Origin of the sequence: Nakamurella panacisegetis, from assembly GCF_900104535.1 — a bacterium.
GTDB classification, from domain to species: Bacteria; Actinomycetota; Actinomycetes; order Mycobacteriales; family Nakamurellaceae; genus Nakamurella; species Nakamurella panacisegetis.
The window spans coordinates 1,333,265-1,356,104 of sequence record NZ_LT629710.1 but is presented as its reverse complement, the minus strand read 5'-3'; the positions used below and the strand labels follow the sequence as shown (position 1 = coordinate 1,356,104).

The following is a 22,840-nucleotide window of genomic DNA, read 5'->3' as shown; positions in this document are numbered from 1 at the left end:
CTATCGGTTGCACGGCAGCAGTTCTCCGGATCCTCGCGGTACCACGTTGACGGGTAGCACGATGTTGTTGGCCTCGGACTGCTCGCCGCGCATCCGGGCGAGCAGAAGGTCGACGGCGGCTTCGGCGATCAGCGTCGGATCCTGGTCGACGATGGTGACCGCCGGCTCCAGCGAGTCGGCCAGGGCGAAGTCGCCGAAGCTGACCAGGGCGATGTCGGTGCGGCCGCCCTGGTGCAGGGCCCGGACGACACCCAGGCTGGCCCGCGGGTTCGAGGAGAACACCGCGGTGGGCGCGTCGGGCATGGCCAGCAGCTCGGCGGTGGCGATGGCGGCCGGCTCGGGCTCGCCGCAGCCGGTGCGCAGCAGAGCGTCGTCGATCGGCAGGCCGCCCGCCGTCAGCGCGTCCAGGTAGCCCAGCCGCCGCTCGGCGATGGTCGGCAGGTCACCGTCGTCGCCGATGAAGGCGATGCGCCGATGTCCACCGGCGATCAGGTGGGCGGTCGCCGTCTGGGCACCCAACCGGTCGTGGACGAGAACCGTGTCGTAGCCGGGGATCTCCCAACCACGGTCGACCAGGACGACGGGCAGACCGGCGGTGGCGTCGGTGAAGTAACTGTGGTCGTCACCGATCGGCGCGATCAGCAGGGCGCGCACATTCTGGCCGGCCAACCGGACGACCTGGTCGTGTTCGCGGCCGGCCGACCGCCCGGTGGACGCGATCAGCACCCCGATGCCCTCGGCCAGCATGCGTTCCTCGACGACCGAGACGAGCTTGGCGAAGAACGTGTCGGCGATCGAATCGATGACGACGCCGATGGTGTCGCCGCTGCCGGTCCGGAGGGAGTGGGCAACCGAGTTGCGGACGTAGGCCAGTTCGGCCACGGCGGTCAGCACCCGTTGCCGGGTCTGCTCGGAAACCTGCTCGGACCCGTTGACGACCCGGGACACGGTCTTGATGGAGACGCCGGCCACGCGGGCCACGTCGTAGACGGTGGCGCGGCCGGTCATCGGGCCGCCGCCGGGATCGGCTCTGCGGTCGACATTTCGAACAGTGCCGCCGCCCGAGCCGGGTTGAGACGTCCCGCGGTCGGGGTCTCGCAGGCCGCGGCGGCGACCGACATGCCGTGTCGGACGATGTCGAGGTCGTCGGCGCCGGCCATCAGGGCGTTGGCCGCGCCGGCCGCGAAACAGTCGCCGGCGCCGATCGGGTTGACCACGTCCACCGGCAGGGCGGGCAACCACCAGGAACCGGCGGAAGTGGCCAACGCGGCGCCGTGGGCTCCGGCCGTGACCACCGCGCGGACCGCACCGCGGGCGTGCAGGGCGACGGCGGCCTCGACCGCCCGTCCGGGGATGTCGTCGCCCTGTTCGTCGACCTCCTCGCCGACCCGGCCCAGGAGCAGTCCTTCGGCCTCGGACAGGTTGGGGGACACCAGGTCCGGCTCGGCCGGAAGTGCATCGCGGAGGACGTCCGGGGCCGCGTCGACGATCACCGGGAGTCCGGCCAGGTGGCCGATCTGCACGAGGCGGCGGTAGGCGTCGGTCGGCAGGCCGGGGGGCAGTGAACCGCTGCAGACCAGGACGTGCCGGCCGGGCGCGGCCTGGGCGACGAGTTCGGCGTACTGCTGCCAACGCTGCGTGCTGACGAATGCGCCGCGGCCGTTGACCATGGTCACCCGGCCGCTGTCCTCGAGCAGGATGGTGGCCAGGCGCAGCTCTCCGTCAACCGGAACGTGCTGCAGCTCAAGCTGTTCTTCGTCCAGGAGCTGGAGGAGGCGATCACCGTTGCCATGCGGGAGGAAGCCCGCGATGACGGGCCGGGCGCCGATCGACTTCGCGGCCCGCGCCACATTCACGCCCTTGCTGCCGGCGGAGGTGTCCGTGCTTCCGGCCCGCGCGACCGTGCCAGGGACGAGGGCAGCGAGGCGGATGGTGATGTCGAGGCACAGGTTGGGTGCGGCGATCAGCATCAGTGCCTCTCCTCCTGCGATTTCCGGTATCGGCGTCGGTGTCGACAGCGGTGGTGCGTTCGCCCGAGGTGACGATTGACAGCGTTGTCATTTTCGACGCATCAAGTCAATCTGTGACCGTGGTCACCGGGTGGATCGGGACGTATCCGCCACTGTGCCCCGGCATGACAGCGTTGTCAATGGCCGGGACTTTGCCGGGACGTCACGGTTCGGTAACTGTCGAGGGGGGTGTCGTTCGACCGTGACGCCGGGTGCACTGACGGTGTCCGATGAATCGATCAAGATCACGCTCGGTAGGAGCGCGTGTTCGCTGTGACACCGAAAGTGCTTGGCGCGTTGAATGATCCGGGCGGTGCTGCAGGCTGGCTCCGCTCGGTCGCCGCCATTCATCGCCCTTCATCGCAGGCAGCCGGCGCCTGGGATCGACGCAGATATATCGGGATCCGGACCGCTCGCAGCGGGCTGCCACACCCGTTCGCCACCGCGACACCCGTTCGCCACCGGGACACCCGTTCCCGGGCCGTCAACGGGTGCGGACGGAGCGAACGGGTGCGGACGGAGCGAACGGGTGTGGACGGGGCGAACGGGTGTGACTGGGACGAGTGGGGCGCCTGAACCGTGCCGGACCTACGCCTGGCCGGCCGGCGGCGCACCACCTCAGGCCCTCCCGATCACTCCGGCGACGTCGGATGCCACGTGCCGGCGTCTGGTGCCGGAGGTGAACGGGACCGCCGAGCCGGTGGCACTCGACCGAAGGGCGGCGTCGAACAGGTCGTGACTGGCCAACGCCTCAGCTGGGGTGGCGCAGCCGAAGGCGTCACCGAGCTCACCGGCCCGTTCGGCGAAGTACGCCGCCCACATCTGCAGCAACGCGTCGGTGAAGCCGAATTCGAAGATGCCGCCGGTGATCGTCGGCTGGGCCGACTGGCTTCCGGCCATTCGTTCCTCCCACACCTGCTGGCCGTCGCGGACCGTCATCACCTTGAGGGATGCGGGGTAGCGCGTGCTGAACTCCACGCCGCCGTCCATCCCGACGACGCGCATGCGCCAGGTGTTCATCTCGCCGGGAGCGATGCGCTTGGTCTCCAGGGTCAGCGGGAAATCACCCAACGGATCGGTGACGCGGGTGCAGAGGGTGGCGTTCTCGATGGTGTCGCAGTCGGCGACGCCGCCCTTGCCGTCGGGCCGGGTCGGCACCAGATCCTGTAGCTGAGCGAATACCGACGATGGCTGCCAACCGAGCCGGAGCGGGACGTGCGTGACGTGCATGCCCAGGTCGCCCATGACGCCGATCTGGCCGCAGAACTGGGTCTGCCGTTTCCAGTTGATCGGCTTGTCCACGTTGAGATCACTCGAGTGCAGGAACGCGAAGTTCGCCTCGATGATCCGTCCCGCCCGGCCCTGCTGTAGGAACGAGATCGCCTGCTGCGCACCGGGATAGAAAGGCATCTCGCTGGAGCAGCGGACGAAGGCGGACGAGGCGGCGATCCCGTCGCCGATGGCCGCGGAGGCGCCCGGATCGATGCCGAACGGCTTCTCCCCGAGGAAATCGACGCCAGCGGCGGCGATGTCCAGGTAGAGGCTCTCGTGCAGGTGGTGAGGAACGGCGACGTAGAGCACGTCGACCGATCCGTCGAGCAGATTGCGGTAGTCGTCGGTCAGCGTCCGCACCGACGAGACCCGGCGGAACCAGTCGAGGGCCGGGGCGTTGACGTCGCACACGGCGGTCAGCTGGGGATCGACGGCCGAGTCGGACAGGGCGGACCACCGGCCGAGGGCACCGGCCAGTTCCTTGCCCATCAGCCCGGCACCGATGACGCCGACGCGGACCGGCTGCCGGGCGCTCACGCCTGGCCGCCGATCAGGGTCAGTGCGTGCTCGACGGACGCGTTCTCGTGCAGCACGGACATCAGCGCGTGGGTGATCCCGGCCGGATCGCGGTGCTGAATGATGTTGCGGCCGTAGACGATCCCGGTCGCGCCCTGTTCCAGGACATCCTTCGTGCGCTGGAGCAGCACGTCGTCGGCGACCCGGCCGCCGCCGCGGACCAGCACCGGGATGCCGGATGCGACCTCGACCACCCGGTGGTACTCCGAGATGTCGTCCGACGGGTCGGCCTTGATCAGATCGGCGCCGAGTTCGACCGCCTGGCGGACCAACGACGTGATCCGGTCGATGTCACCATCGACCAGGTAGGCGCCGCCGGAATTGTTGGCGCGCATGACCAACGGCTCGACCATCAGCGGGATGTACAGCTTGGTGCACTCGGCCCGGAGCGCGAGGACATTCCGGATGCACTGCTCCTTGAGTTCGGGCTGGCCGGGCAGATCGAAGATGTTGACCACCAGACAGGTGGCGTCGAGCTGAGCCGCGCTGACGGCGGCGTTCTCGATCGGCAGGCTGAACACCCGCTCCGGCAGGTCCGCGCCGTAGACGTTGGCCACGTCGGCGCGGAGGACCAGGCTCGGTTTGAACCTCCCCGGTCGGTTCTGCAGCAGCCGGGCCTGGCCGATGGTCAGCTGGATGGCGTCGGGACCGGCCTCGACCAGGGTGGCGATCGCGGCCGGTAGGTCGGCGATACCGGTGAGGAACGCGGGTTCGCCGAAGAATCCGTGGTCGACGGCGACGTCGAGCAGCCGTCCGGAGGTCGGGTTGAACAGGCGACGGAGCTTGTACTGGATCACGGGGTTGTCGTCATCTCTGTGAGTGGTGGATCAGGACGATGGGGGATCGGCGCGCGATGGGACGCGCGCAGGGTGGTGGTCGCGGGGAGGACGAGGTGGTGCGCCGGCGTTCGGTCACCGTCGATCCTGGCCAGCAGCAGTTCGGCCGACCGGCGCCCCATGTCGGCCACGCTGTGGCTGACCACGGTCACCGCCGGCTGCACCAGGGCCGCCGATTCGAAATCGTCGTAGCCGACGATGGGACGGGAGATGCCCAAGCGCCGGAACGCCTTGAGAACGCCCAGGCTGGCCAGGTTGTTCGCGGCAAAGAAGGCATCGACCTGGACACCGGGCCGGAGGAGCTCGGTGACCGCTGTGCACACGTCGTCGCTGGTGCGAACCCCGTCGATGACCAGGGCCGGGTCGGCCGTCAGCCCGGCCGCGGCCAGGGCGGCGAGGTAACCCTGGTAGCGGCCGTTGATGGTGGACAGGCCGAGGGCCTCGCCGACGAACGCGATCCGCCGGGCGCCCGAGCCGACCAGCAGTTCGGTCGCCGCTGTTCCGCCGCCGACGTCGTCGCCGACGATGCTGTCGGCATCGATCGTGTCGTCGAAGCGGTCCAGGATGACCAGGGCCGGGATCTCGCGAGCGAGTTCGGGCCAACCCGGTTCCGGATGACTGGGCGCGACCACGATGAGGCCGTCGACCCGCCGCTCGATGAGTTGTTCGATCAACCGCGTGAAACGGACCGGGTCCTCCTCGGAACTGGCGGCGAGCAGCAGCAGACCGGCCGCGCGGAGCGCCAACTCGACGCTCCGGGTCAGTGCCGAGTAGAACGGGTTGGCGACGTCCTCGATGATCAACCCGACGAGCTGGGAACGCTGTCCGGGGCGGATACTGGCCGCCGCCATGTTGCGTCGGAAACGAAGGGCGGCAATGGCTTCGGCAATCCGGGCGCCGATCACCGGGTCGATGTTGGTCTCGCCGTTCACGTAGCGGCTGACCGTTTTGAGGCTGACCTGCGCGGCCCGGGCGACGTCGGTCATGGTGGCGCGACGGGCGCGAGGCGACGACTGCATTCCTCACGCCCTCTCGTCCGGCCGAGCGACCATCACGCTTCTCACCGAGCGGTGAGACAACGTTGTCTCGGGTACTTTGCCGCGAGTTCGCATGCCTTGTCAAGGCCCGTTTGCCGGGGCGTCGAAGCCGAGGTCGGAGTTCGGCAACGCTGCTCATGGCCGGGCCGTGCGCATCCGGCACAATGCGCCCATGGACCCATCCCGCCCGCGCCCGATCGTCTACGTCGTCGCCGGGCCACCCGGGAGCGGCAAGAGCACGCTGGGACGGGCGCTGGCCCAGCACACCGGAGCCGTGGTGCTGGACCAGGATGTGGCGACCAACCCGCTGATGGCCCAGCTGGCCCGGTTGGTCGGCGCGGGCGACGACCTCGACCATCCCGGGCTTCGCGGACCGGTCCGCGACGCGCGCTACGAGTGCCTGCTCGATCTGGCGGCCGACAACACCGGCATCGGGCGGGACGTCGTGATGATCGCTCCGTTCACCCGCGAGTGTTCCGATCCCGTCGCCTGGGACCGGCTGTCCGCACAGGTCGGGGGCGCGCAGGTGCAACTGGTCTGGGTGACCGTGTCACCGGAGATCGCGCTGGCCCGTCGGGTGGCCCGCAATCTGGCCCGGGACCGGACGGCCCAGCCCGGAGTGGTCCCACCGGCCGTCCCGCCTCCGGTGGTCGACCACCTCGCCGCCTCTGGATCGGCCGATCCCGAGGCCGAGGCGGTCCGGGTGGCCGGCCTGGTGGCCCGGGGATGACCGCATAGGGTGACGGGTGTGACGCAGCGATGGGCCTACCTCGGGCCGGAAGGCACCTTCACCGAAGCGGCGGTCAGCGCCATCCTCGGCCGGGTCGACGCCGCCGTGGAACTCGTTCCGATGGGCGGTGTGTCGGCCGTGCTCGAGGCCCTGCGGTCGGGCGAGGTGGAGGCCGGTTGTGTCCCGCTTGAGAATTCGGTCGAGGGTGCGGTGCCGCTCACGCAGGACGAACTCACCCACGGACAGCCGCTCACGGTGCACGCCGAGGCGTTCGTCCCGGTCACCTTCGATCTGCTGGTGCGGCCCGGAACCACCCTGGCCGATATCCGTACGGTCGGCTCCCACCCGCATGGGCACGCCCAGGTCCGGGACTTTCTGGCGGCAGAGTTGCCCGGTGTCGACATCGTCGTCACCACTTCCACCGCGGCCGCCGCGGCGCTCGTGGCCGACGGTGAGATCGACGCGGCCGCCGCGGCTCCGGTGGCCGGGATCCGTTACCGGCTGGACACTCTGGTCGGCGACATCGGAATGGTGCGTGACGCCGTCACCCGGTTCGTGCTGTTGCGGACGCCGGGCACGCCTCCGCCGCCGCCGACCGGAAACGACCGCACGTCGTTCATCGTCTCGGTCAACAACGAGCCGGGCACCCTGCTCAGCGTGCTGGCCGAGATCGCCGGTCGCGGCATCAACATGACCCGACTGGAGTCCCGCCCGACCCGTAGCCGGCTCGGCGAGTACGTGTTCCTGATCGACGCCGACGGGCACATCGCCGATCCGGCGATGGCCGACATGGTGGCTGCGCTGATCCGGCGGTCGGCGTTGATGCGCTGGTTGGGATCCTATCCGCGCATGGCCGGAACCAACGTTCCCGCACCGAGTTTCGCCACGGCTCAGACGTATGATGCAGCCGTGCAATCGGTGTCACGAATTCTGGCCGTCAACGATCCCGGCCCGGTGACGTCATGAGACTGGTGCTCATCCGGCACGGTCAAACCCCGTCGAACGTCCTCGGGTTGTTGGACACCGCGCCGCCCGGTCCTGGGCTCACCGAGCTCGGTATCACCCAGGCTGCTCTGGTACCGGATGTCGTGGCCGGTGAGCCGATCCAGGCGATCTACGCCTCCACCGCGACCCGGGCCCGGCAGACCGCGGAACCCCTGGCCGACCGGCTTGGGCTGAGTGTCAACATCCGCGGCGACATCCGCGAGATCGCGGCCGGCGACTGGGAGATGCTGGACGACGAGCACGCGGTCCGCGGTTACCTGACCTTGATCGGCGAGTGGATGGCCGGGCGGTTCGACGCACGCAGTCCCGGGTCCGCCGGAGAAAGCGGACATGATGTGCTGCAACGGTTCGACCGGGTGGTACACGAGGTCGCGTCTTCCGGCGTCGACGGCGCCGCGCTGGTCGCCCACGGTGCCATCAACCGCCTGTGGGCGTCGGTCCGGGCGGTCAACCTGCCGGATGATTTCGGCGCCGAGCATGCGCTGCGCAATACCGGGGTCGTCGTGCTCGAGGGTGACCTGGTGGAGGGCTGGACCGTGGTCTCGTGGTCCGGCGCCGAACTCGACCGCGAGGCGGCTCCGGACGCCGCTTCGGCCCCCGACGACGATCCGTTCGACGAGACCATCCCGGTGCCGGGTAGCCCCTGACCTCGGCCGATCCGCCGCGTGGATATCCTGAAGCCATGACCGGCCCGGGCATCGACCCGAAGCAGTTGCGCGTCTCCGACGACGAGCGCTCGCACGTCCTCGCCCTCTTGGAGAAGGCGACCGGACGGGGCCTGATCGACCTGGCCGAGTACAGCCGCCGCAGCGAACAGGTGATCGTCTCCAGGACGCGGGCCGATCTGAACGCCGTCCTGGTCGACCTTCCGGGCCTGAAACTGGCCGGGCGCAGCGTGAGCGACGCGACCACCGCCACTCGCCGGACCGACGCGGTCGGGCCCGGATACTCCGGGGCGCCGGCCGCGAGGGCGGCGCCGGTCATGGAACTGACCGGCTGGGGATCCCGCTCGTTCCGGGGGCATTGGCTGGTGCCGGCGCACATCGTCATCGGGGGCTTCGGTGCAAGCACCCGGCTGGATTTCAGTCAGGCCACGCTGACCAGTAGCAGCGTCGTCGTGGAGTTCCGCTCCAACTTCGGCGGTTCCACCGAACTGGTGCTGCCCCGCGGGGGCACCGTCCGATTCGACGGGCTCACCATGCGAGGTGGCAGCGTGAACAACAAGATCCCGCCCGGTGGCGGCGGTGTCCTGGACCTGCACCTGACCGGCTTGAAGACCGGTGGCTCGATCTCCGTCCGGCATCCGCGGGCCGGCCTGTTCGGCCGGTAGGTTTCCGGCTGGTAAAGCACTGGTAATCGGCGCTCGTCAATCTGATCCTTCGCGAGCGTTGCCGATGGTCATGTCACGGCGGGGCGGGCAATCCCGCCCGCCGTTCGGGCTGACCGGCTAGATTCGCAGTTGATCCCCGGACCGCCACCACGGCGCCGCCCGGTTCGTGATGCGTCACCGACGCCCGGACGGCCGCCGAGAGAGCAGGAATTGTCGAATGACTGCGCCAGTCACGCTGGTCAAGGGCCAGAACGCGCCGCTGCGAGCCACATCGATCGTCGTCACGGTGGATCTCGCCGCCCCGGCCGACCTCTCCGCCCTGCTGGTCACCGCCGGCGGGAAGGTCCGTTCGGACGCCGACTTCATCTTCTTCAATCAACCGGACGGACCCGGTGTGCGATGCCGGCAACCGGAGCCGGGGCGGCCGTGGCGCATCGAGATGGACCTCCCTCAGGTGCCGGCCGGGATCGATCAGGTCCGCGTCGTGGTCGCGCTGGAGGACACCGCCAGCCGTTTCGGATCCTTTGCGCCGGCGGTGGCCCGGGTCCTCGACGACGCCGGATCGGTGCTGATGACCTATGAGGCGACCGGGTTGTCCAGCGAGAGCATCGTCATCGTCCTCGAGGTGTACCGGCGCGGTGCGGACTGGAAGGTGCGCGCGGTCGGTCAGGGTTACGCCGGCGGGCTGGCCGCGTTGATCACCGATCATGGTGTATCGGTCGACGACGGCGCGGCACCGCCGAGTCAACCGGCACCGCCGAGTCAACCGGCACCGCCGAGTCAACCGGCGGCACCGACCTATCAGCCTCCGGCCTACGCGCCTCCGGCCTACTCGCCCCCGGCCCATCAGGGGCCGGCTTCGTCCCCTGCACCGGCGGCTGCGTCCTATCCGCCACCTCCGCCCGCACCGGCCCACTCGCCGCCCCCGGGCCATATGTCCGCCCCGCAGGGATATCCGCCCCCGTCCGCCCCGCCGGCACCACCACCGCCGGCAGCGGTGCCGGGCGAGGTGTCGTTGGTGAAGGGACGGTCGGTCAGTCTGCAGAAGGGGCAACGGGTTTCGTTGCGCAAGGAGGACGGCGTCGCGCTGACCATGGTCCGGATGGGCCTGGGTTGGGACCCGATCAAGAAGCGCAGCATGTTCGGCAGCCGGGAGGTCGAGATCGATCTGGACGCCTCGGCGCTGATGTTTGCCGATCAGCAGCCCATCGACGTCATCTTCTTCAACAACCTGACGTCCAAGGACGGTTCGGTCCAGCACCTGGGAGACAACCGGACCGGGGCCGGCGACGGTGACGACGAGTCGATCATGGTCGACCTCACCCGGCTTCCGGCTCACGTCACGGCGGTCGTCTTCATCGTCACCTCCTACGAGGGTCAGACCTTCGAGCAGGTGGAGAACGCCTTCTGTCGCTTGGTGGACCAGTCGAACAACGGTGAACTCGCCCGGTACACCCTGGGTGGTGGCGGAGCGTTCACCGGCATGGTGATGGCCAAGGTCTACCGCGACGGCGTCAACTGGAAGCTGCAGGCGATCGGCGAGGGCATGCAGGCCAGGACGCCGATCGACGCGCTGCCCCAACTGGGCCGGTTCGTGTAGTGCGGGAGCTGGCGAAGGGCGAGAACGCTGCCCTCACCGGGCTCTCGATCGAGATCGGCGTGTCGGCCGACCGGCCCATCGATGTGTGTGCGTTGCTGCTGTCGCCGACCGGACAGGTCAGGGGCGACGACGACTTCGTGTTCTACAACCAGCCCGGCATCTCGGGGGTGGCGCTCTCGGGTGACGTCCTGCATCTGGATCTAGGAGCCGTCCCGGCGGAGGTCGACCGAGTGATCTGTTGTGCCAGCGTGGATCCCGACGCGCTGCCGTTCGATTCCGCCGGAGCGCTGGCCGCCACAGCCGCGCAGCTTCCGGCGCCGCCGGTGTTCCGGTTCGCCTTCGCGGCGCACCACGAGGAGCGGGCGGTGATCCTCTTCGAGCTCTACCGCCGGTCCGGGTCGTGGAAGATCCGCGCCATCGGGCAGGGCTACGACGGGGGTCTGGCCGCTCTGGCCACCGCCCACGGGGTCGTGGTGGCGGACGAGCCGACACACACGCCGACCTCGCCGGTGGCCGCCCCGTCGACGGGTGCCATGGGCCGGGGCGAACCGCCCGGCGTCGCTCCGCCTCCGCCCGGGACGTCCGAGCCCGAGCGGGTCTTCCGGGTGCTCACCTCCATCTTCGAGGACGCGGCGCGGTCGGCGGCCGGCTATCGCTCGGCGGTGGCCTTCGCCGAACAGCGGCGCGAGCGTGAACTGGAATCCGTGCTGGACGACCCCCGATCCCGCGCGAGTGGAAACCCGATGCGAGGGCCGGCCGACGATCGCTACGCCGATCTGGTCGGACGAGCCAGCGCCGACCACCGGCGGGACGTCGACGTACTGGCGCGGGAACTCGCCGGCCTGACGCCGACGCTGCCCGCCGCGCTGGCTCCGTGGGGCGCCCCGGCCTGGAGGCCTGGGTGCATCTCGCCTTCCCCCGGAGTGCGAGCCGGTACCCTGCATCTGCCTGAGGCCCCCGACCTGCGGGTTCCGCTGTTGCTGGCCCTGCCGCTGCGCCGGCCGATCTGGCTCGACCGATCGATCCCGGCCGTCGAGCCCCAGGACGCATTCGGCGCGAGCGACCCGTCGACCGCCATCGACGGCGGCCCGATCGCCATGGCCCGCGCTCTCGTCCTGCGGATCCTGGCCGCCGATCCGTCGATCCGCCTCCATCTGGCCGACCCGTCAGGCGAACTCATGGCCGCGCTGGGCCACCTGCTCGGGCCGGGCCGGCCCGTCCTGGGTGGACCGGTAGCCACCGACCGGGCCGAGCGGGCCGATCTCCTGCGGAGACTGGTCGAGCGGGCCGACCTGATCCAGATGGCCCGCCAGGGTGGAGCGCTGGACGCCCTACCTGATGGTGGTCGCCCCGCACTCCTGGTGATCACGGATGTACCAACGGGTTTCGACCCGTCCGAGCTGACCCACCTGCGGTACCTGATCCGCGACGGGCTGACCCAGGTCATCCTGATCGGCGCGGCCGACGGCGCCGGTCCGGCGGCGGACATTCTCGGTGCTTCCCTGCGCCTGGCGCCCGGGAACGGCGACGCCATCACCGACGGCTGGGTCGGGCTGCCCTGGACCTTCACGCCCGACTACGGGCCAACCGATTTCTCGTCGATCGTCTTCAATCCCTGAGAACGCCGTCAGCAAAGGAGCTTGGAAAATGGGTTCGACACTGAGCAAGGGCCAGAACGCGCCGCTTCCGGGCGGTCCGGTGACCGTGACCGTCGACGTCGCCACAGCCGCCGACCTGTCCGGCCTGATGGTCACCGACTCGGGCAAGGTCCGGTCGGACGCCGACTTCATCTTCTTCAACCAGCCCGTCGGGCCCGGCGTCCGCTGTCTGGCCCCGGAGGCCGGGGAGGGTTGGCGCCTGGTCGTGGACCCGGCGTCGGTACCGCCCGAGATCGCGCAGATCCGGGCCGTGATCACCTTGGAGAACGGGCGGTTCGGCGACGTCGCCCCTCCGACGGCGCGAGTGCGCGACGCGGCCGGGAATGTGGTGGCGGACTTCACCATCACCGGACTGCAGGCGGAGTCGATCGTCATCGCCCTCGAGCTGTACCGCCGCGGGACGGACTGGAAGGTCCGGGCCGTCGGCCAGGGTTATGCGGGTGGGTTCGCGGCGCTCGTCACCGACCACGGGGTGTCGGTCGACGACGAACCCGCGCCGGCCGCGCCCGTGGCATCGGCCTATCCGCCGCCGGCGGCCGCTGCTTTCCGGCCCCCGGCCGCCCCGCCGGTCGACCTGCCTCCCCCGGCCGCCGCCTTCCCACCGCCGTCGGCCCCGCCGGTCAACGTGCCCCCGTCCACGACGGGGGCACCGCCGCCCGGTCGGCCGGGCGAGATCTCGCTCCGCAAGGGTGGGCGAGTCGATCTGCAGAAGGGACAGAAGGTCTCGCTCCGCAAGGAGGACGGAGGTCCGCTGACCCAGGTCCGGCTCGGGCTGGGCTGGGACCCGATGCAGGGGCGCGGGTCGATCGACCTCGACGCGTCCGCGGTGATGTACGTCGGCGCCAAGGAGTTCGACACCGTCTCGTTCACGCATCTGCACAGCAACGACGGGTCGATCAATCATTTCGGCGACAACCTCACCGGTCAGGGAGAAGGCGACGACGAGGTGATCGGCGTCGACCTGACCCGGGTGCCGCCCCAGGTGACGACGGTGGCGTTCGTCATCACCTCTTTCCAGGGGCAGGCATTCTCGGCCATTCGCAACGCGTTCTGCCGATTGGTCGACGCCACCACCAACGCCGAACTGGTCCGGTACGACCTGGGTTCGGGGCACAACACAACCGGCATGGTGATGGCGGCGCTGTACCGCAGCGACGGGATCTGGAAACTACAGGCGATAGGTGAGGGCATCAAGGCGCGCATGCCCGGCAAGGCCGCGAAACTCGCCGTGCCCTTCCTGCCGACGACCTTCTGAGACGACGACCCTCGATCCCGCCCGCTGATCGGGGCGAGCTACCGCTGATCGGCCAGTTCCCAGGCCCACGGCGGGTTCGCCCCGGCGCGGGAGCAGTTGATCGCCGACACGCGCGACGCGAACGCCAGGGCTTCGGTCAGGCCGGCTAGGTCGAGCCGATCCAGCCGGCCGCCGAGGTGCCCGGCCACGGCCAGGTGGTGCATCATGCCGCCGTGGAACGAGTCGCCGGCGCCGACCGTGTCGACCAGGTCGGTTGGCGCGATCGGGACCCGGACCGACTCGCCGCGTAGCGATCCGAAGGCCCCATCAGCCCCGAGGCTCACCACCACCAGCGGGACACCGAGGTCGTGCAGGTGTGCGGCGGCCTGCTCGGGCGTGTGACCGGGCCACAGCTGTACCAGGTCGTCCTCGGACAACCGGACGATGTCCGAGAGGCCGGCCCACCGGTCGATGACGGCCCGGTACGTCTCGATCGGGACCAGCAGGGTCCGCAGGTTCGGGTCGACCGAAATGGTGAGCTGGGCCCGGGCCCGCGCCAGCAGATTCTCGATGACCTGCCCGGACGGCTGAAGAGCCAGGGCCAGGGTCCCGGTGTGGATGGCCAGCGGCCGTTCGTCGCTCGGGAACGGGCCGTCGACCAACGGCGCCAGCGACTTGTCGGTCCACGCCCAGTCGGCCGTGCCGTCGGTGTAGAACTCGTAACTCGCCGCGCCCGAGGCGTCGAGGCGGGCGATGGCCAGCGTGGCTGGTTCGGAGGCCGCCTCCGATGCGCTGAGGTCGACATTGGAGGCCTCCAGCTTGTCCCGGCACAGGCTGCCCAGCGCACCGGTGGACAACCGGCCGGCGAACCGGGCGGTGGTGCCAAGGCGGGAGACGGCGACGGCGAAGTTGGCCGGGCCACCGCCCGGGTGCACGGTGAGATGTGCGGCCCCGTCGACGATTCCGTCCGGCGGTAGAACGGCGTCGGCAACGACCTCTCCGACAACGGCGATGGTGGGCATCGGACTCCTGGGGCAGAGGGAACGGGCGGGGCCGGGACGGCGGTGCCCGGCCAGCCTAGTGGGCCGCCTGACCCGGTGTGCGGTGCAGCGCGACGTCGCTCCGCCCCAGGTGGGACGTCAGCCCCAGCCCAGCTCGTCCAGCCGGTCGTCATCGATGCCGAAGTGGTGGGCGACCTCGTGGATCACGGTGGTGGCCACCTGTTCCCGGGCCGCTTCGACGTCGCTCGCGTGCGCCAGGATCGGGTCGCGGTAGATGGTGATGGTGTCCGGGAGGGTCCAGGAGTAGTTCGAGGTCCGCGAGGTCAGGGCGATGCCGTGATAGAGACCGTAGAGCGAGCGCGTCGGGTGATGGGCCTCGACCAGGACCACGACGTTGTCCATGGCCCGGGCGAACTGGCGCGGGATCAGGTCGAGCGCCTCGGACACCAGTTCCTCGAACTCCTCGTTCGACATCGTCACCGCCATGTCCTCCATGATGCCGGTTCCGCCGGCGGGTTCGGTTCCGCCGGCGTCCACCGTTAGGCTCAACAGCGTGATCGACCTGCGCACCCTCCGTGAGAACCCTGACGTCGCCCGCGCCTCCCAGATCGCTCGTGGGGCCGACCCGTCGGTGGTGGACGTGCTGTTGTCGGCCGACCAGGCGCGGCGTGCGGCGGTCTCGGCGGCGGACGAGTTGCGGGCCGAACAGAAGGCGTTCGGCCGCTCCGTCGGCCAGGCGGCGAAAGAGGACCGACCGGCCCTGCTGGAGCGCGGCAAGGAACTTGCGGCCCAGGTCAGAGCGGCCGAGGCGCAGGCCAACGCAGCCAACGACGCTCTGGTCGCGGCCCACAAGGCCATTCCGAACGTCATCCAGGACGGCGCTCCGGCCGGCGGTGAGCAGGACTACGTGGTCCTGGAGCATGTCGGCACCCCGCCGACCCTGGATTTCACCCCGAAGGACCACCTGGAGATCGGGGAGCGGCTGGGGGCCATCGACATGGAACGTGGCGCCAAGGTCTCCGGCGCCCGGTTCTACTTCCTCCGCGGGGTCGGCGCGCAGCTGCAGTGGGCGATGCTGAACCTGGCCATGTCGAAGGCGATCGCCAACGGATTCGTCCCGATGATCCCGCCCGTGCTGGTCAAGCCCGAGTCGATGGACGGCACCGGTTTCCTGGGTGAGCACAACGACGAGGTCTATCGGCTGGCCAACGATGATCTCTATCTGGTCGGGACGTCGGAGGTGCCGTTGGCCGCGTACCACGCCGACGAGATCATCGACCTGTCCGCGGGTCCGGCCCGTTACGCCGGCTGGTCGTCCTGCTTCCGCCGGGAGGCCGGCTCCTACGGCAAGGACACCCGCGGGATCCTCCGGGTGCACCAGTTCGAGAAGATCGAGATGTTCTCCTACTGCAAACCCGAGGACGCGGCGGCCGAGCACCAGCGGCTGCTCGGCTTCGAGCGGGAGATGCTGGACGCGGTCGAGGTGCCCTACCGCATCATCGATGTGGCCGCGGGGGATCTGGGGACGTCGGCCGCGCGGAAGTTCGACTGCGAGGCCTGGGTGCCCACTCAGCAGGCCTACCGCGAACTCACCTCCACCTCGAACTGCACCACGTTCCAGGCCCGGCGGTTGTCCGTCCGGTACCGCGACGAGGACGGCAAGCCGCAGATCGCGGCCACCCTGAACGGCACCCTGGCCACCACTCGCTGGATCGTCGCCATCCTGGAGAATCACCAGCAGGCCGACGGTTCGGTGCGTGTGCCCAAGGCCCTGCAGCCCGGGCTGGGCGGCCTCGAGGTCCTCGAACCCGTCCGGTAGCCGAGCGCCACCACCTCACGTCCTGCACGAGGCCGCCTTAGCGTCCGGGTGCAGGACGTTGTCGTTGAGCCACCCGGTGAATCACGTTGGATTCAACATCGCCACCCGTTCGGACCATCAGCCGTCGATCGGCCACTGAATGACGGCCCTTCCCCTTCCGACCTGCGCCGAATGGGCTACCCGAGCCACCCGTGTGGTGTGGGTCACTGATCGTTACTCATCCGTGACGAGAGCGTGTGTTGACTTCACCATCAAACGATGGGAAGTTTTGTCCACTTCAGGGTCGACAGTCGATCCACGATGATCTGGAGGTCAATGGTGACTGATTCGGGCTTTGATTCGATCTTGCGCGGAAACTCGGTGAACCGCAGGAACATGCTGCGGATTCTCGGGGCCGGCGCCGCGAGTGCCGCTGCTCTGCCGATCCTCTCGGCCTGTACCGGTACGTCCTCGAGTGGCACGACCACCAGTGCCGGGACCACCAGCGCCGGCACCACCAGTGCCGCCGCCGCCGGATCGACGCCCGCCGCGGCCACGTCCGCCGCGGCCTCAGGTGCGAGCAGTTCCGCCGCCGGCTCGTCCTCGAGCAGTGCCGCGGCCCAGATCGGTGGCAGCGTCACCTTCGGTTCCAACGCCTCCGACGCGACGCCGAAGGCGGCCTACGCCAGCGTGTTCAAGGCGTTCAAGCAGGCGCAGGGCGTTGACGTCAAGGTCAACACGGTCGACCACAACTCGTTCCAGGAGAACATCAACAACTACCTGCAGGGCAGCCCGGACGAGGTGTTCACCTGGTTCGCCGGCAACCGTATGCAGTTCTTCGCCGCCCAGGGTCTGCTGACCCCGATCGACGACATCTGGTCGGGCATCGAGAACCAGTACTCCGACGGTTTCAAGTCCGCCTCGACCGCGGCCGACGGCAAGAAGTACTTCATCCCGTTCTACAACTACCCCTGGGCGTTCTTCTACCGGCCGAGCGTGTTCAAGGCCAAGGGCTACACCGTCCCGAAGACCCTGGACGAGCTCAAGACGCTGGCCGCCAAGATGCAGAAGGACGGCCTCACGCCGATCGCCTTCGCCGACAAGGACGGCTGGCCCGCGATGGGCACGTTCGACTACCTGAACCAGCGCATCAACGGCTACCAGTTCCACATGGACCTGGTGGCCTCGCACAAGGAGTCATGGACCGACCCGAAGGTCAAGACGGTCTTCGACACCTGGAAGTCCCTGTTCCCGTACCAGCAGACCGGCGCGCTCGGCCGGACCTGGCAGGAAGCAGCCCAGACGTTGGTCAAGAAGCAGGCCGGCATGTACCTGCTCGGCATGTTCGTCGGCCAGCAGTTCCCGGCCGGTGACACCGACATCGACTTCTTCCCGTTCCCCGAGGTCGACTCCAACGTCGGCATGGACGCCGTCGAGGCGCCGATCGACGGTTTCCTGCTCAGCAGCAAGGGCGAGAGCCCCCAGGCCAAGGCCTTGCTGACCTACCTGGCCTCGCCCGAGGCCCAGCTGCTGTATCTCGGTGGCGACCCGTCGAACGTCGCGGCCAACAAGACCGCCAGCACCGCCAAATACACGGCGCTGCAGAAGAAGGCGGTCGAGCTGATCAGCTCGGCCAAGACGATCTCGCAGTTCCTGGATCGTGACAGCCGTCCTGACTTCGCCAGCCCAGTCGTCATTCCGGCGCTGCAGCAGTTCCTCAAGGACGGCGATTCCGACGCGGTCACCAAGAGTCTGGAAGCCCAGGCCAAGACTATCTTCACCTCGTAGTTCGCTCGTGGTGTCCGGCCGGCGGAACGTCGGCCGGACACCACGGAAATGGCTTCCGATGGCGTGACCAAAGCAGGAAAGAGTGCGATTGTGACTGCAACGCAGCAGACCCCGGCGCCACCGTCGCCGATCGAGCAACCGCTCGACCGGAAGCGCCGGGTGCATCGGCTCACCGGACGGGACAAGGTCGTCATCGCGCTGATGATCGGCATCCCGACCCTGATCGAGGCCGTGCTGGTGTGGTTCCCGGCCATCGGCTCGATCATCCTGTCGTTCGCCCGATGGAACGGGGTCGGTGCGTTCTCCAAGATCAAATGGATCGGCGGGACGAACTATTCCGACGTCTTCAACGTCGATCCGAACTTCTGGCCGGCCGTCCGGCACAACCTGATCTGGCTCGCCTTCCTGGCCTTCATCGCCACCCCGCTGGGCATCTTCTTCGCGGTCCTGCTGGATCGGGAACTGCCCGGCAGCAAGATCATGCAGAGCATCTTCTTCCTGCCGGTGATGTTCTCCCTGGCCCTGGTCGGGGTGATCTGGCAACTGATCTTCTCGCCCGACCAGGGTCTGATCAACGGCGTCTTCCACACCAATATCGATTGGTTCGGAAATCCGAACATCAATCTCTGGGCGGCATTGGTCGCGGCCAGCTGGAAACACATCGGCTACATCATGGTGCTCTACCTGGCCGGTCTGAAGGGCGTTGACCCGTCCCTTCGGGAGGCGGCCGCCATCGACGGGGCCACCTCGCGACAGACCTTCTTCCGGGTGGTCTTCCCGGCGATGCGGCCGATCAACATCGTCATCGTCGTCATCACCGTGATCGAGGCCCTGCGTGCCTTCGACATCGTCTTCATCATCAACAAGGGCACCAACGGCCTGCAGTTGCTGGCCACGATGATCTACACCAACAGCGGGGCGGCGGCCCGCGTCGGCTACGCCTCGGCCCTGGCCGTCATCCTGCTGGTCATCGCCCTCGTCCCGATCATCGCGTACCTGAGCCAGGCCTTCAAGGAGGAGAAGCGATGACCTCGACCATCGTGCCGACCGACCAGCAGTCCGGCCGCCGGCCGAAGAAGCCGGTCGTTCCCACCGGATCACCGCTGACCCGGGGGAGCAAAGGCGGCCGGATCGGCATCCTGATCTTCCTGATGGTGGCGGCCGTGCTGTGGATGATCCCGTTGCTGTGGACGGTGTACACGTCCCTGCGACCGCTGGACTACTTCGACAACCACTCGTTCTTCTCGGTCGGCGGCCGGTACAGCTTCGACAACTACGTGAGTGCCTGGAAGGACGCCGAGCTGCCGAAGTTCTTCCTCAACTCGGCGATCATCACCATTCCGGCGGTGATCCTGACCCTGATCCTGGCCTCGTTCGCGGCCTTCAAACTGTCGCGGGTCTCGTGGCGGTTCAACGTGCCGCTGCTGATCCTGTTCACCGCGGGCAACCTGCTGCCGCAACAGGTCCTGGCGACGCCGCTGTTCCAGATCGCCAAGCACACGCCGTTGCCGCTGTCGGTGTCGGACTCCGGTTCGTTCATCAACACCTACTACATCGTGATCGCGGTGAACGTCGCGTTCCAGCTCGGCTTCTGCACCTTCGTGATGAGCAACTACATGAAGGCCCTCCCGATCGAACTGACCGAAGCGGCGCAGGTCGACGGGGCCAGCATCTGGAAGCAGTACTGGAAGATCATCCTGCCGCTGTGCCGTCCGGCTCTGGCCGCCCTGGCCACCCTGGAGGTCATCTTCATCTACAACGACTTCTTCTGGGCCCTGTTGCTGATCCAGAAGGGCGACCGGTTGCCGATCACCTCCGGGTTGAACAACCTGAACGGCCAGTTCGCCACCAACTACACCGAACTCGCGGCCGGAGCACTGCTGTCGGCCGTGCCCGTGCTCATCGTCTACCTGGTGCTGCAGCGGCAGTTCGTCGCCGGGCTCACCCTGGGAGCGAACAAGGGATGACGGATTCCAGCACCGCGGCAGCCCCTCGGGGCGGCCGCGCCCACTTCATCGCGTCCATGGACCGGCTGACCCGGCGGCTGGGGGGACGGCTCGCCTTCGGAGCCGACTACAACCCCGAGCAGTGGCCGGAAAGCGTGTGGCCGCAAGACATCGAGCTGATGACCGAGGCCGGCGTCAACCTGGTCTCGGTCGGCATCTTCTCGTGGGCGCTGCTGGAACCGAAGGAAGGCCTGTACGAATTCGGCTGGCTGGACCGGATCATCGACCGCCTGCATGCCGGTGGCATCGCGGTCGACCTGGCCAACGCGTCGGCCACCCCACCCCCGTGGTTCTCCCGGCAGTATCCGCAATCCCTGCTGGTCGACGTGAACGGGGTACGCCGCAGTTATGGTGGGCGCCAGTCGTTCTGCCCCTCGTCGCCGGAATACCGAACGGCCGCCGCGGCCCTGACGGCCACCATCGCCGACCGGTACGCCGACCATCCCGCGGTCGCGATGTGGCACGTGCACAACGAGTACGGCTGCCACAACTGGGCCTGCTACTGCGACGAATCAGCGGTCGCCTTCCGGCGCTGGCTGCAGGCCCGCTACGGCGAACTCGACACCCTGAACGACGCCTGGGGCACCACATTCTGGAGCCAGCGGTACTACGACTGGGCCGAGATCCTGCCGCCGCGCACGCCGTCGTACAACACATTCGCCAATCCGACCCAGCAACTCGATTTCGCGCGGTTCTCCTCCGAGGAACTGCTGGACTGCTTCCGGGCCGAGGCCGCCGTCATCCGGGCGCGGGCGCCGCAGCCGGTGACCACCAACTTCATGTCCTTCTTCAAGCCGCTCGACTACTTCGCGTGGGCGAAGGAGCAGGACCTGATCAGCAATGACCACTACCGGATCGTCGACGGACTCGGGCCGGGCGGGGCCACCCACGACCTGGTGATGTCCGGCGACCTGATGCGCTCCCTGTCCGACGGTGCGCCGTGGCTGCTCATGGAACATTCGACGTCGGCCGTCAACTGGCAGCCGCGCAACCCGGCCAAGGTGCCGGGCCAGATGATCAGCGACAGCCTGACCCACCTGGCCCGCGGTGCCGACGGCGATCTGTTCTTCCAGTGGCGCGCGTCAAAGGCCGGGGCGGAGAAGTTCCACTCGGCCATGCTGCCGCACGCCGGTACCGACTCCGCCCGCTGGCGTGAGGTCACCCAGCTCGGCGCCCACCTGAAGGCGCTGGCGCCGGTGGCCGGCAGCCGGGTGACCACCAAGGTCGCCATCGCGTTCGACTGGAACGCATGGTGGGGCGTCGAACTCGACTCCCACCCCAGTGTCGACGTGGACATGATGACCCAGGTCCGCCGGTGGCACCGAAGTCTCTGGGAACAGGGGGTGGTGTGCGACTTCGTCCACCCGGACGGCGATCTCGACCCCTACGACCTGGTGCTGGCGCCCGCCCTGTACCTCTGCACCGACCCCGGCGCGGCCAATCTCGCGGCCGTGACGCAGCGCGGCGGCACGGTGGTCGTCGGGTACTTCTCGGGCATCGTCGACGAGAACGACCACATCCGGCTCGGCGGGTATCCGGGCGCCTTCGCCGAACTGCTCGGCGTGCGGATCGAGGAGTTCTCGCCCTTGCTCGCCGGCGGCACGGTCACCCTCCTCGATGCCGGCGGCGCGACCTCGACCGCCTCGATCTGGACCGAGTCGATCACCGCGACGGATGCCGAGGTGATCAGCGAATTCGTCGACGGCCCGTTCCCCGGGCAGCCGGCCATCACTCGTCGCGCCGCCGGAGCCGGGTCCGCGTGGTACCTCGGCACCGCACCGGAGACCGAATCGCTGGGGCGGCTGTTACGGACCGTGTGCGAACAGGCCGGAATCGCGGTGCCGGACCGGCCGCCGGGGCTCGATGTCGTCGTCCGGCAGGGACCGTCAGCCACCTATTCGTTCGTGGTGAACCGGGCCGCGCAAGCGGTCCCGATCGACATCGACGGTGGAACCGATCTGCTCACCGGCGAGTCATGGCCGTTCGGGCGCCTGCTCGAACCGGGAGCGGTCGCCGTGATCGCGCGGACGCCGGCGTAGCCGTGGGTCCGACAACAGCGGGCCATCGCCGGCCCACGAACCGATCCGCGGAAGGGGAGCCAGTCATGTTGGTCAGTCAACGCCGAGAACTCATCCTGGCCGAAGTGGAGCGCGTGGGCGGCGTGCGGGTCAGTGAGCTGACCGAGCTGCTGGGCGTGTCCGACATGACCGTTCGTCGCGATCTGGAACACCTGGAGACACACGGCTGGCTCCGCAAGGTGCACGGTGGAGCGGTCCTGACCGCGAGCAGTTCGGAGGAGCCCGGCTTCGAGGCGAAGAGCGTGCTGCAGCAGCCGGCCAAGCGGGCCATCGCGGCCCGCGCCGCGCAGTTGCTGGACAAGTCGGCCATCGCGCTGTCGGCCGGCACCACCACCTGGATGCTGGCCCGGCACATCCAGGCCGGCTCGCAGCCGCTGGCCGTGGTCACGAATTCGACCACGGTGGCCGACGTGCTGGCGGCCGGAAGTCGCCCGTCCGATCTCAACGTCATCCTCACCGGTGGCTCGCGGACGCCGAGCGCGGCGCTGGTCGGTCCGATCGCCGACCGCGCGATCAGCTCGCTCCACGTCGACCGGCTGTTCCTCGGTGTGCACGGCATGGACGCCCGTTCCGGTTTCACCACACCGAACCTGGCCGAGGCGCAGACCAACATGGCCTTGATCGCCAGCGCCCGTCAGGTCGTGGTGCTGGCCGACTCCACGAAATGGGGTACGGCCGGATTGGCCGACTTCGGCCGGTTGTCGATCGCCGATGTGTTGATCACCGACGACGGAATCGGCGACGAAGCCCGCAGGATCCTGACCGAACAGGTCGGCGAATTGATCGTGGTTCCGGTCGAACCGTCGCTGTCCCGCAGCTGAACCCCACCTTCTTCGACAGCTGTTCCGAAAGGGAAATGCGCCTTGTCCAGCAATAGGATCG

20 protein-coding genes are annotated in these 22,840 nt (G+C 68.7%); 13 read left to right on the top strand and 7 right to left on the bottom strand.

Going from position 1 to position 22,840, the window contains the following annotated elements; translation table 11 throughout:
* From BLS97_RS05930 to BLS97_RS05910, 5 genes are all read right to left on the bottom strand, one after another.
* Window positions 1-1,008, bottom strand: coding sequence for a LacI family DNA-binding transcriptional regulator (locus BLS97_RS05930; RefSeq protein WP_090475071.1), 1,008 nt, complete (start codon window positions 1,006-1,008; stop codon window positions 1-3).
* Complete coding sequence (locus BLS97_RS05925) at window positions 1,005-1,970, bottom strand: 1-phosphofructokinase family hexose kinase (RefSeq protein WP_090475070.1); 966 nt, start codon at window positions 1,968-1,970, stop codon at window positions 1,005-1,007. Before BLS97_RS05925 ends, BLS97_RS05930 begins: the two co-directional genes overlap by 4 nt.
* 657 nt (window positions 1,971-2,627) lie before the next feature.
* Window positions 2,628-3,818: a Gfo/Idh/MocA family protein gene (locus tag BLS97_RS05920; RefSeq protein WP_231988384.1), complete on the bottom strand. Its 1,191-nt coding sequence runs from the start codon at window positions 3,816-3,818 to the stop codon at window positions 2,628-2,630.
* Entirely contained in the window at window positions 3,815-4,654 is an 840-nt protein-coding gene (locus tag BLS97_RS05915; RefSeq protein WP_090475068.1) for a class I fructose-bisphosphate aldolase, read from the bottom strand. The genes BLS97_RS05920 and BLS97_RS05915 overlap by 4 nt, the downstream gene beginning before the upstream one ends.
* Window positions 4,651-5,712, bottom strand: coding sequence for a LacI family DNA-binding transcriptional regulator (locus BLS97_RS05910; protein WP_090475067.1), 1,062 nt, complete (start codon window positions 5,710-5,712; stop codon window positions 4,651-4,653). Before BLS97_RS05910 ends, BLS97_RS05915 begins: the two co-directional genes overlap by 4 nt.
* Window positions 5,713-5,902: 190 nt before the next feature.
* Here BLS97_RS05910 and BLS97_RS05905 point away from each other — a divergent pair, with 190 nt between their 5' ends.
* The 7 genes from BLS97_RS05905 to BLS97_RS23745 all read left to right on the top strand — a co-directional run bounded on the left by BLS97_RS05905 (window position 5,903) and on the right by BLS97_RS23745 (window position 13,308).
* Entirely contained in the window at window positions 5,903-6,460 is a 558-nt protein-coding gene (locus BLS97_RS05905; RefSeq protein ID WP_157695216.1) for an AAA family ATPase, read from the top strand.
* 18 nt (window positions 6,461-6,478) lie between these two features.
* Window positions 6,479-7,426, top strand: a complete 948-nt coding sequence (pheA, locus tag BLS97_RS05900; RefSeq protein ID WP_231988383.1) for a prephenate dehydratase — start codon at window positions 6,479-6,481, stop codon at window positions 7,424-7,426.
* Window positions 7,423-8,112, top strand: a complete 690-nt coding sequence (locus BLS97_RS05895) for a histidine phosphatase family protein (RefSeq protein ID WP_090475061.1) — start codon at window positions 7,423-7,425, stop codon at window positions 8,110-8,112. Before pheA ends, BLS97_RS05895 begins: the two co-directional genes overlap by 4 nt.
* A 35-nt stretch (window positions 8,113-8,147) precedes the next feature.
* Window positions 8,148-8,795, top strand: coding sequence for a DUF1707 SHOCT-like domain-containing protein (locus tag BLS97_RS05890; RefSeq protein ID WP_090475059.1), 648 nt, complete (start codon window positions 8,148-8,150; stop codon window positions 8,793-8,795).
* Between the two features lie 217 nt (window positions 8,796-9,012).
* Window positions 9,013-10,395, top strand: a complete 1,383-nt coding sequence (locus BLS97_RS05885; protein WP_090475057.1) for a TerD family protein — start codon at window positions 9,013-9,015, stop codon at window positions 10,393-10,395.
* The gene (locus BLS97_RS05880; RefSeq protein WP_157695215.1) at window positions 10,395-12,014 is read left to right on the top strand and encodes a TerD family protein; all 1,620 of its coding nucleotides are present in this window, start codon (window positions 10,395-10,397) and stop codon (window positions 12,012-12,014) included. Before BLS97_RS05885 ends, BLS97_RS05880 begins: the two co-directional genes overlap by 1 nt.
* A 28-nt stretch (window positions 12,015-12,042) precedes the next feature.
* Entirely contained in the window at window positions 12,043-13,308 is a 1,266-nt protein-coding gene (locus BLS97_RS23745) for a TerD family protein (RefSeq protein ID WP_090475055.1), read from the top strand.
* A gap of 38 nt (window positions 13,309-13,346) precedes the next feature.
* On the opposite strand, the gene BLS97_RS05870 is transcribed toward BLS97_RS23745, so the two are convergent.
* Both BLS97_RS05870 and BLS97_RS05865 read right to left on the bottom strand, forming a co-directional pair.
* Window positions 13,347-14,309 (bottom strand): carbohydrate kinase family protein, encoded by a 963-nt coding sequence (locus tag BLS97_RS05870; protein WP_090475053.1) that lies wholly within the window; start codon window positions 14,307-14,309, stop codon window positions 13,347-13,349.
* Between the two features lie 117 nt (window positions 14,310-14,426).
* A complete protein-coding gene (locus BLS97_RS05865) occupies window positions 14,427-14,774 on the bottom strand; it encodes a metallopeptidase family protein (protein ID WP_090481462.1) in 348 nt (115 codons plus the stop codon).
* 67 nt (window positions 14,775-14,841) lie between these two features.
* Here BLS97_RS05865 and serS point away from each other — a divergent pair, with 67 nt between their 5' ends.
* The 6 genes from serS to BLS97_RS05835 all read left to right on the top strand — a co-directional run bounded on the left by serS (window position 14,842) and on the right by BLS97_RS05835 (window position 22,779).
* Window positions 14,842-16,107 (top strand): serine--tRNA ligase, encoded by a 1,266-nt coding sequence (serS, locus tag BLS97_RS05860; RefSeq protein WP_090475051.1) that lies wholly within the window; start codon window positions 14,842-14,844, stop codon window positions 16,105-16,107.
* A 360-nt stretch (window positions 16,108-16,467) separates the two neighbouring features.
* Window positions 16,468-17,874, top strand: coding sequence for an ABC transporter substrate-binding protein (locus BLS97_RS05855; RefSeq protein WP_197676428.1), 1,407 nt, complete (start codon window positions 16,468-16,470; stop codon window positions 17,872-17,874).
* A gap of 90 nt (window positions 17,875-17,964) precedes the next feature.
* Window positions 17,965-18,903, top strand: coding sequence for a carbohydrate ABC transporter permease (locus tag BLS97_RS05850; protein WP_197676427.1), 939 nt, complete (start codon window positions 17,965-17,967; stop codon window positions 18,901-18,903).
* On the top strand, window positions 18,900-19,841 hold the full coding sequence (locus tag BLS97_RS05845) for a carbohydrate ABC transporter permease (RefSeq protein ID WP_090475046.1): 942 nt from the start codon (window positions 18,900-18,902) through the stop codon (window positions 19,839-19,841). Before BLS97_RS05850 ends, BLS97_RS05845 begins: the two co-directional genes overlap by 4 nt.
* A 56-nt stretch (window positions 19,842-19,897) precedes the next feature.
* The gene (locus tag BLS97_RS05840) at window positions 19,898-21,919 is read left to right on the top strand and encodes a beta-galactosidase (RefSeq protein WP_090481459.1); all 2,022 of its coding nucleotides are present in this window, start codon (window positions 19,898-19,900) and stop codon (window positions 21,917-21,919) included.
* Between the two features lie 65 nt (window positions 21,920-21,984).
* Window positions 21,985-22,779 (top strand): DeoR/GlpR family DNA-binding transcription regulator, encoded by a 795-nt coding sequence (locus tag BLS97_RS05835; protein WP_090475044.1) that lies wholly within the window; start codon window positions 21,985-21,987, stop codon window positions 22,777-22,779.
* The last annotated feature ends 61 nt before the right edge of the window (window positions 22,780-22,840 follow it).

Coding starts and splice junctions, on each gene's coding strand:
- BLS97_RS05930 (WP_090475071.1), bottom strand. CDS start 1,008: ATGACCGGCCGCGCCACCGTCTACGACGTGGCCCGCGTGGCCGGCGTC.
- BLS97_RS05925 (WP_090475070.1), bottom strand. CDS start 1,970: ATGCTGATCGCCGCACCCAACCTGTGCCTCGACATCACCATCCGCCTC.
- BLS97_RS05910 (WP_090475067.1), bottom strand. CDS start 5,712: ATGCAGTCGTCGCCTCGCGCCCGTCGCGCCACCATGACCGACGTCGCC.
- BLS97_RS05905 (WP_157695216.1), top strand. CDS start 5,903: ATGGACCCATCCCGCCCGCGCCCGATCGTCTACGTCGTCGCCGGGCCA.
- BLS97_RS05895 (WP_090475061.1), top strand. CDS start 7,423: ATGAGACTGGTGCTCATCCGGCACGGTCAAACCCCGTCGAACGTCCTC.
- BLS97_RS05890 (WP_090475059.1), top strand. CDS start 8,148: ATGACCGGCCCGGGCATCGACCCGAAGCAGTTGCGCGTCTCCGACGAC.
- BLS97_RS05885 (WP_090475057.1), top strand. CDS start 9,013: ATGACTGCGCCAGTCACGCTGGTCAAGGGCCAGAACGCGCCGCTGCGA.
- BLS97_RS23745 (WP_090475055.1), top strand. CDS start 12,043: ATGGGTTCGACACTGAGCAAGGGCCAGAACGCGCCGCTTCCGGGCGGT.
- BLS97_RS05870 (WP_090475053.1), bottom strand. CDS start 14,309: ATGCCCACCATCGCCGTTGTCGGAGAGGTCGTTGCCGACGCCGTTCTA.
- BLS97_RS05865 (WP_090481462.1), bottom strand. CDS start 14,774: ATGGCGGTGACGATGTCGAACGAGGAGTTCGAGGAACTGGTGTCCGAG.
- BLS97_RS05845 (WP_090475046.1), top strand. CDS start 18,900: ATGACCTCGACCATCGTGCCGACCGACCAGCAGTCCGGCCGCCGGCCG.
- BLS97_RS05840 (WP_090481459.1), top strand. CDS start 19,898: ATGGACCGGCTGACCCGGCGGCTGGGGGGACGGCTCGCCTTCGGAGCC.
- BLS97_RS05835 (WP_090475044.1), top strand. CDS start 21,985: ATGTTGGTCAGTCAACGCCGAGAACTCATCCTGGCCGAAGTGGAGCGC.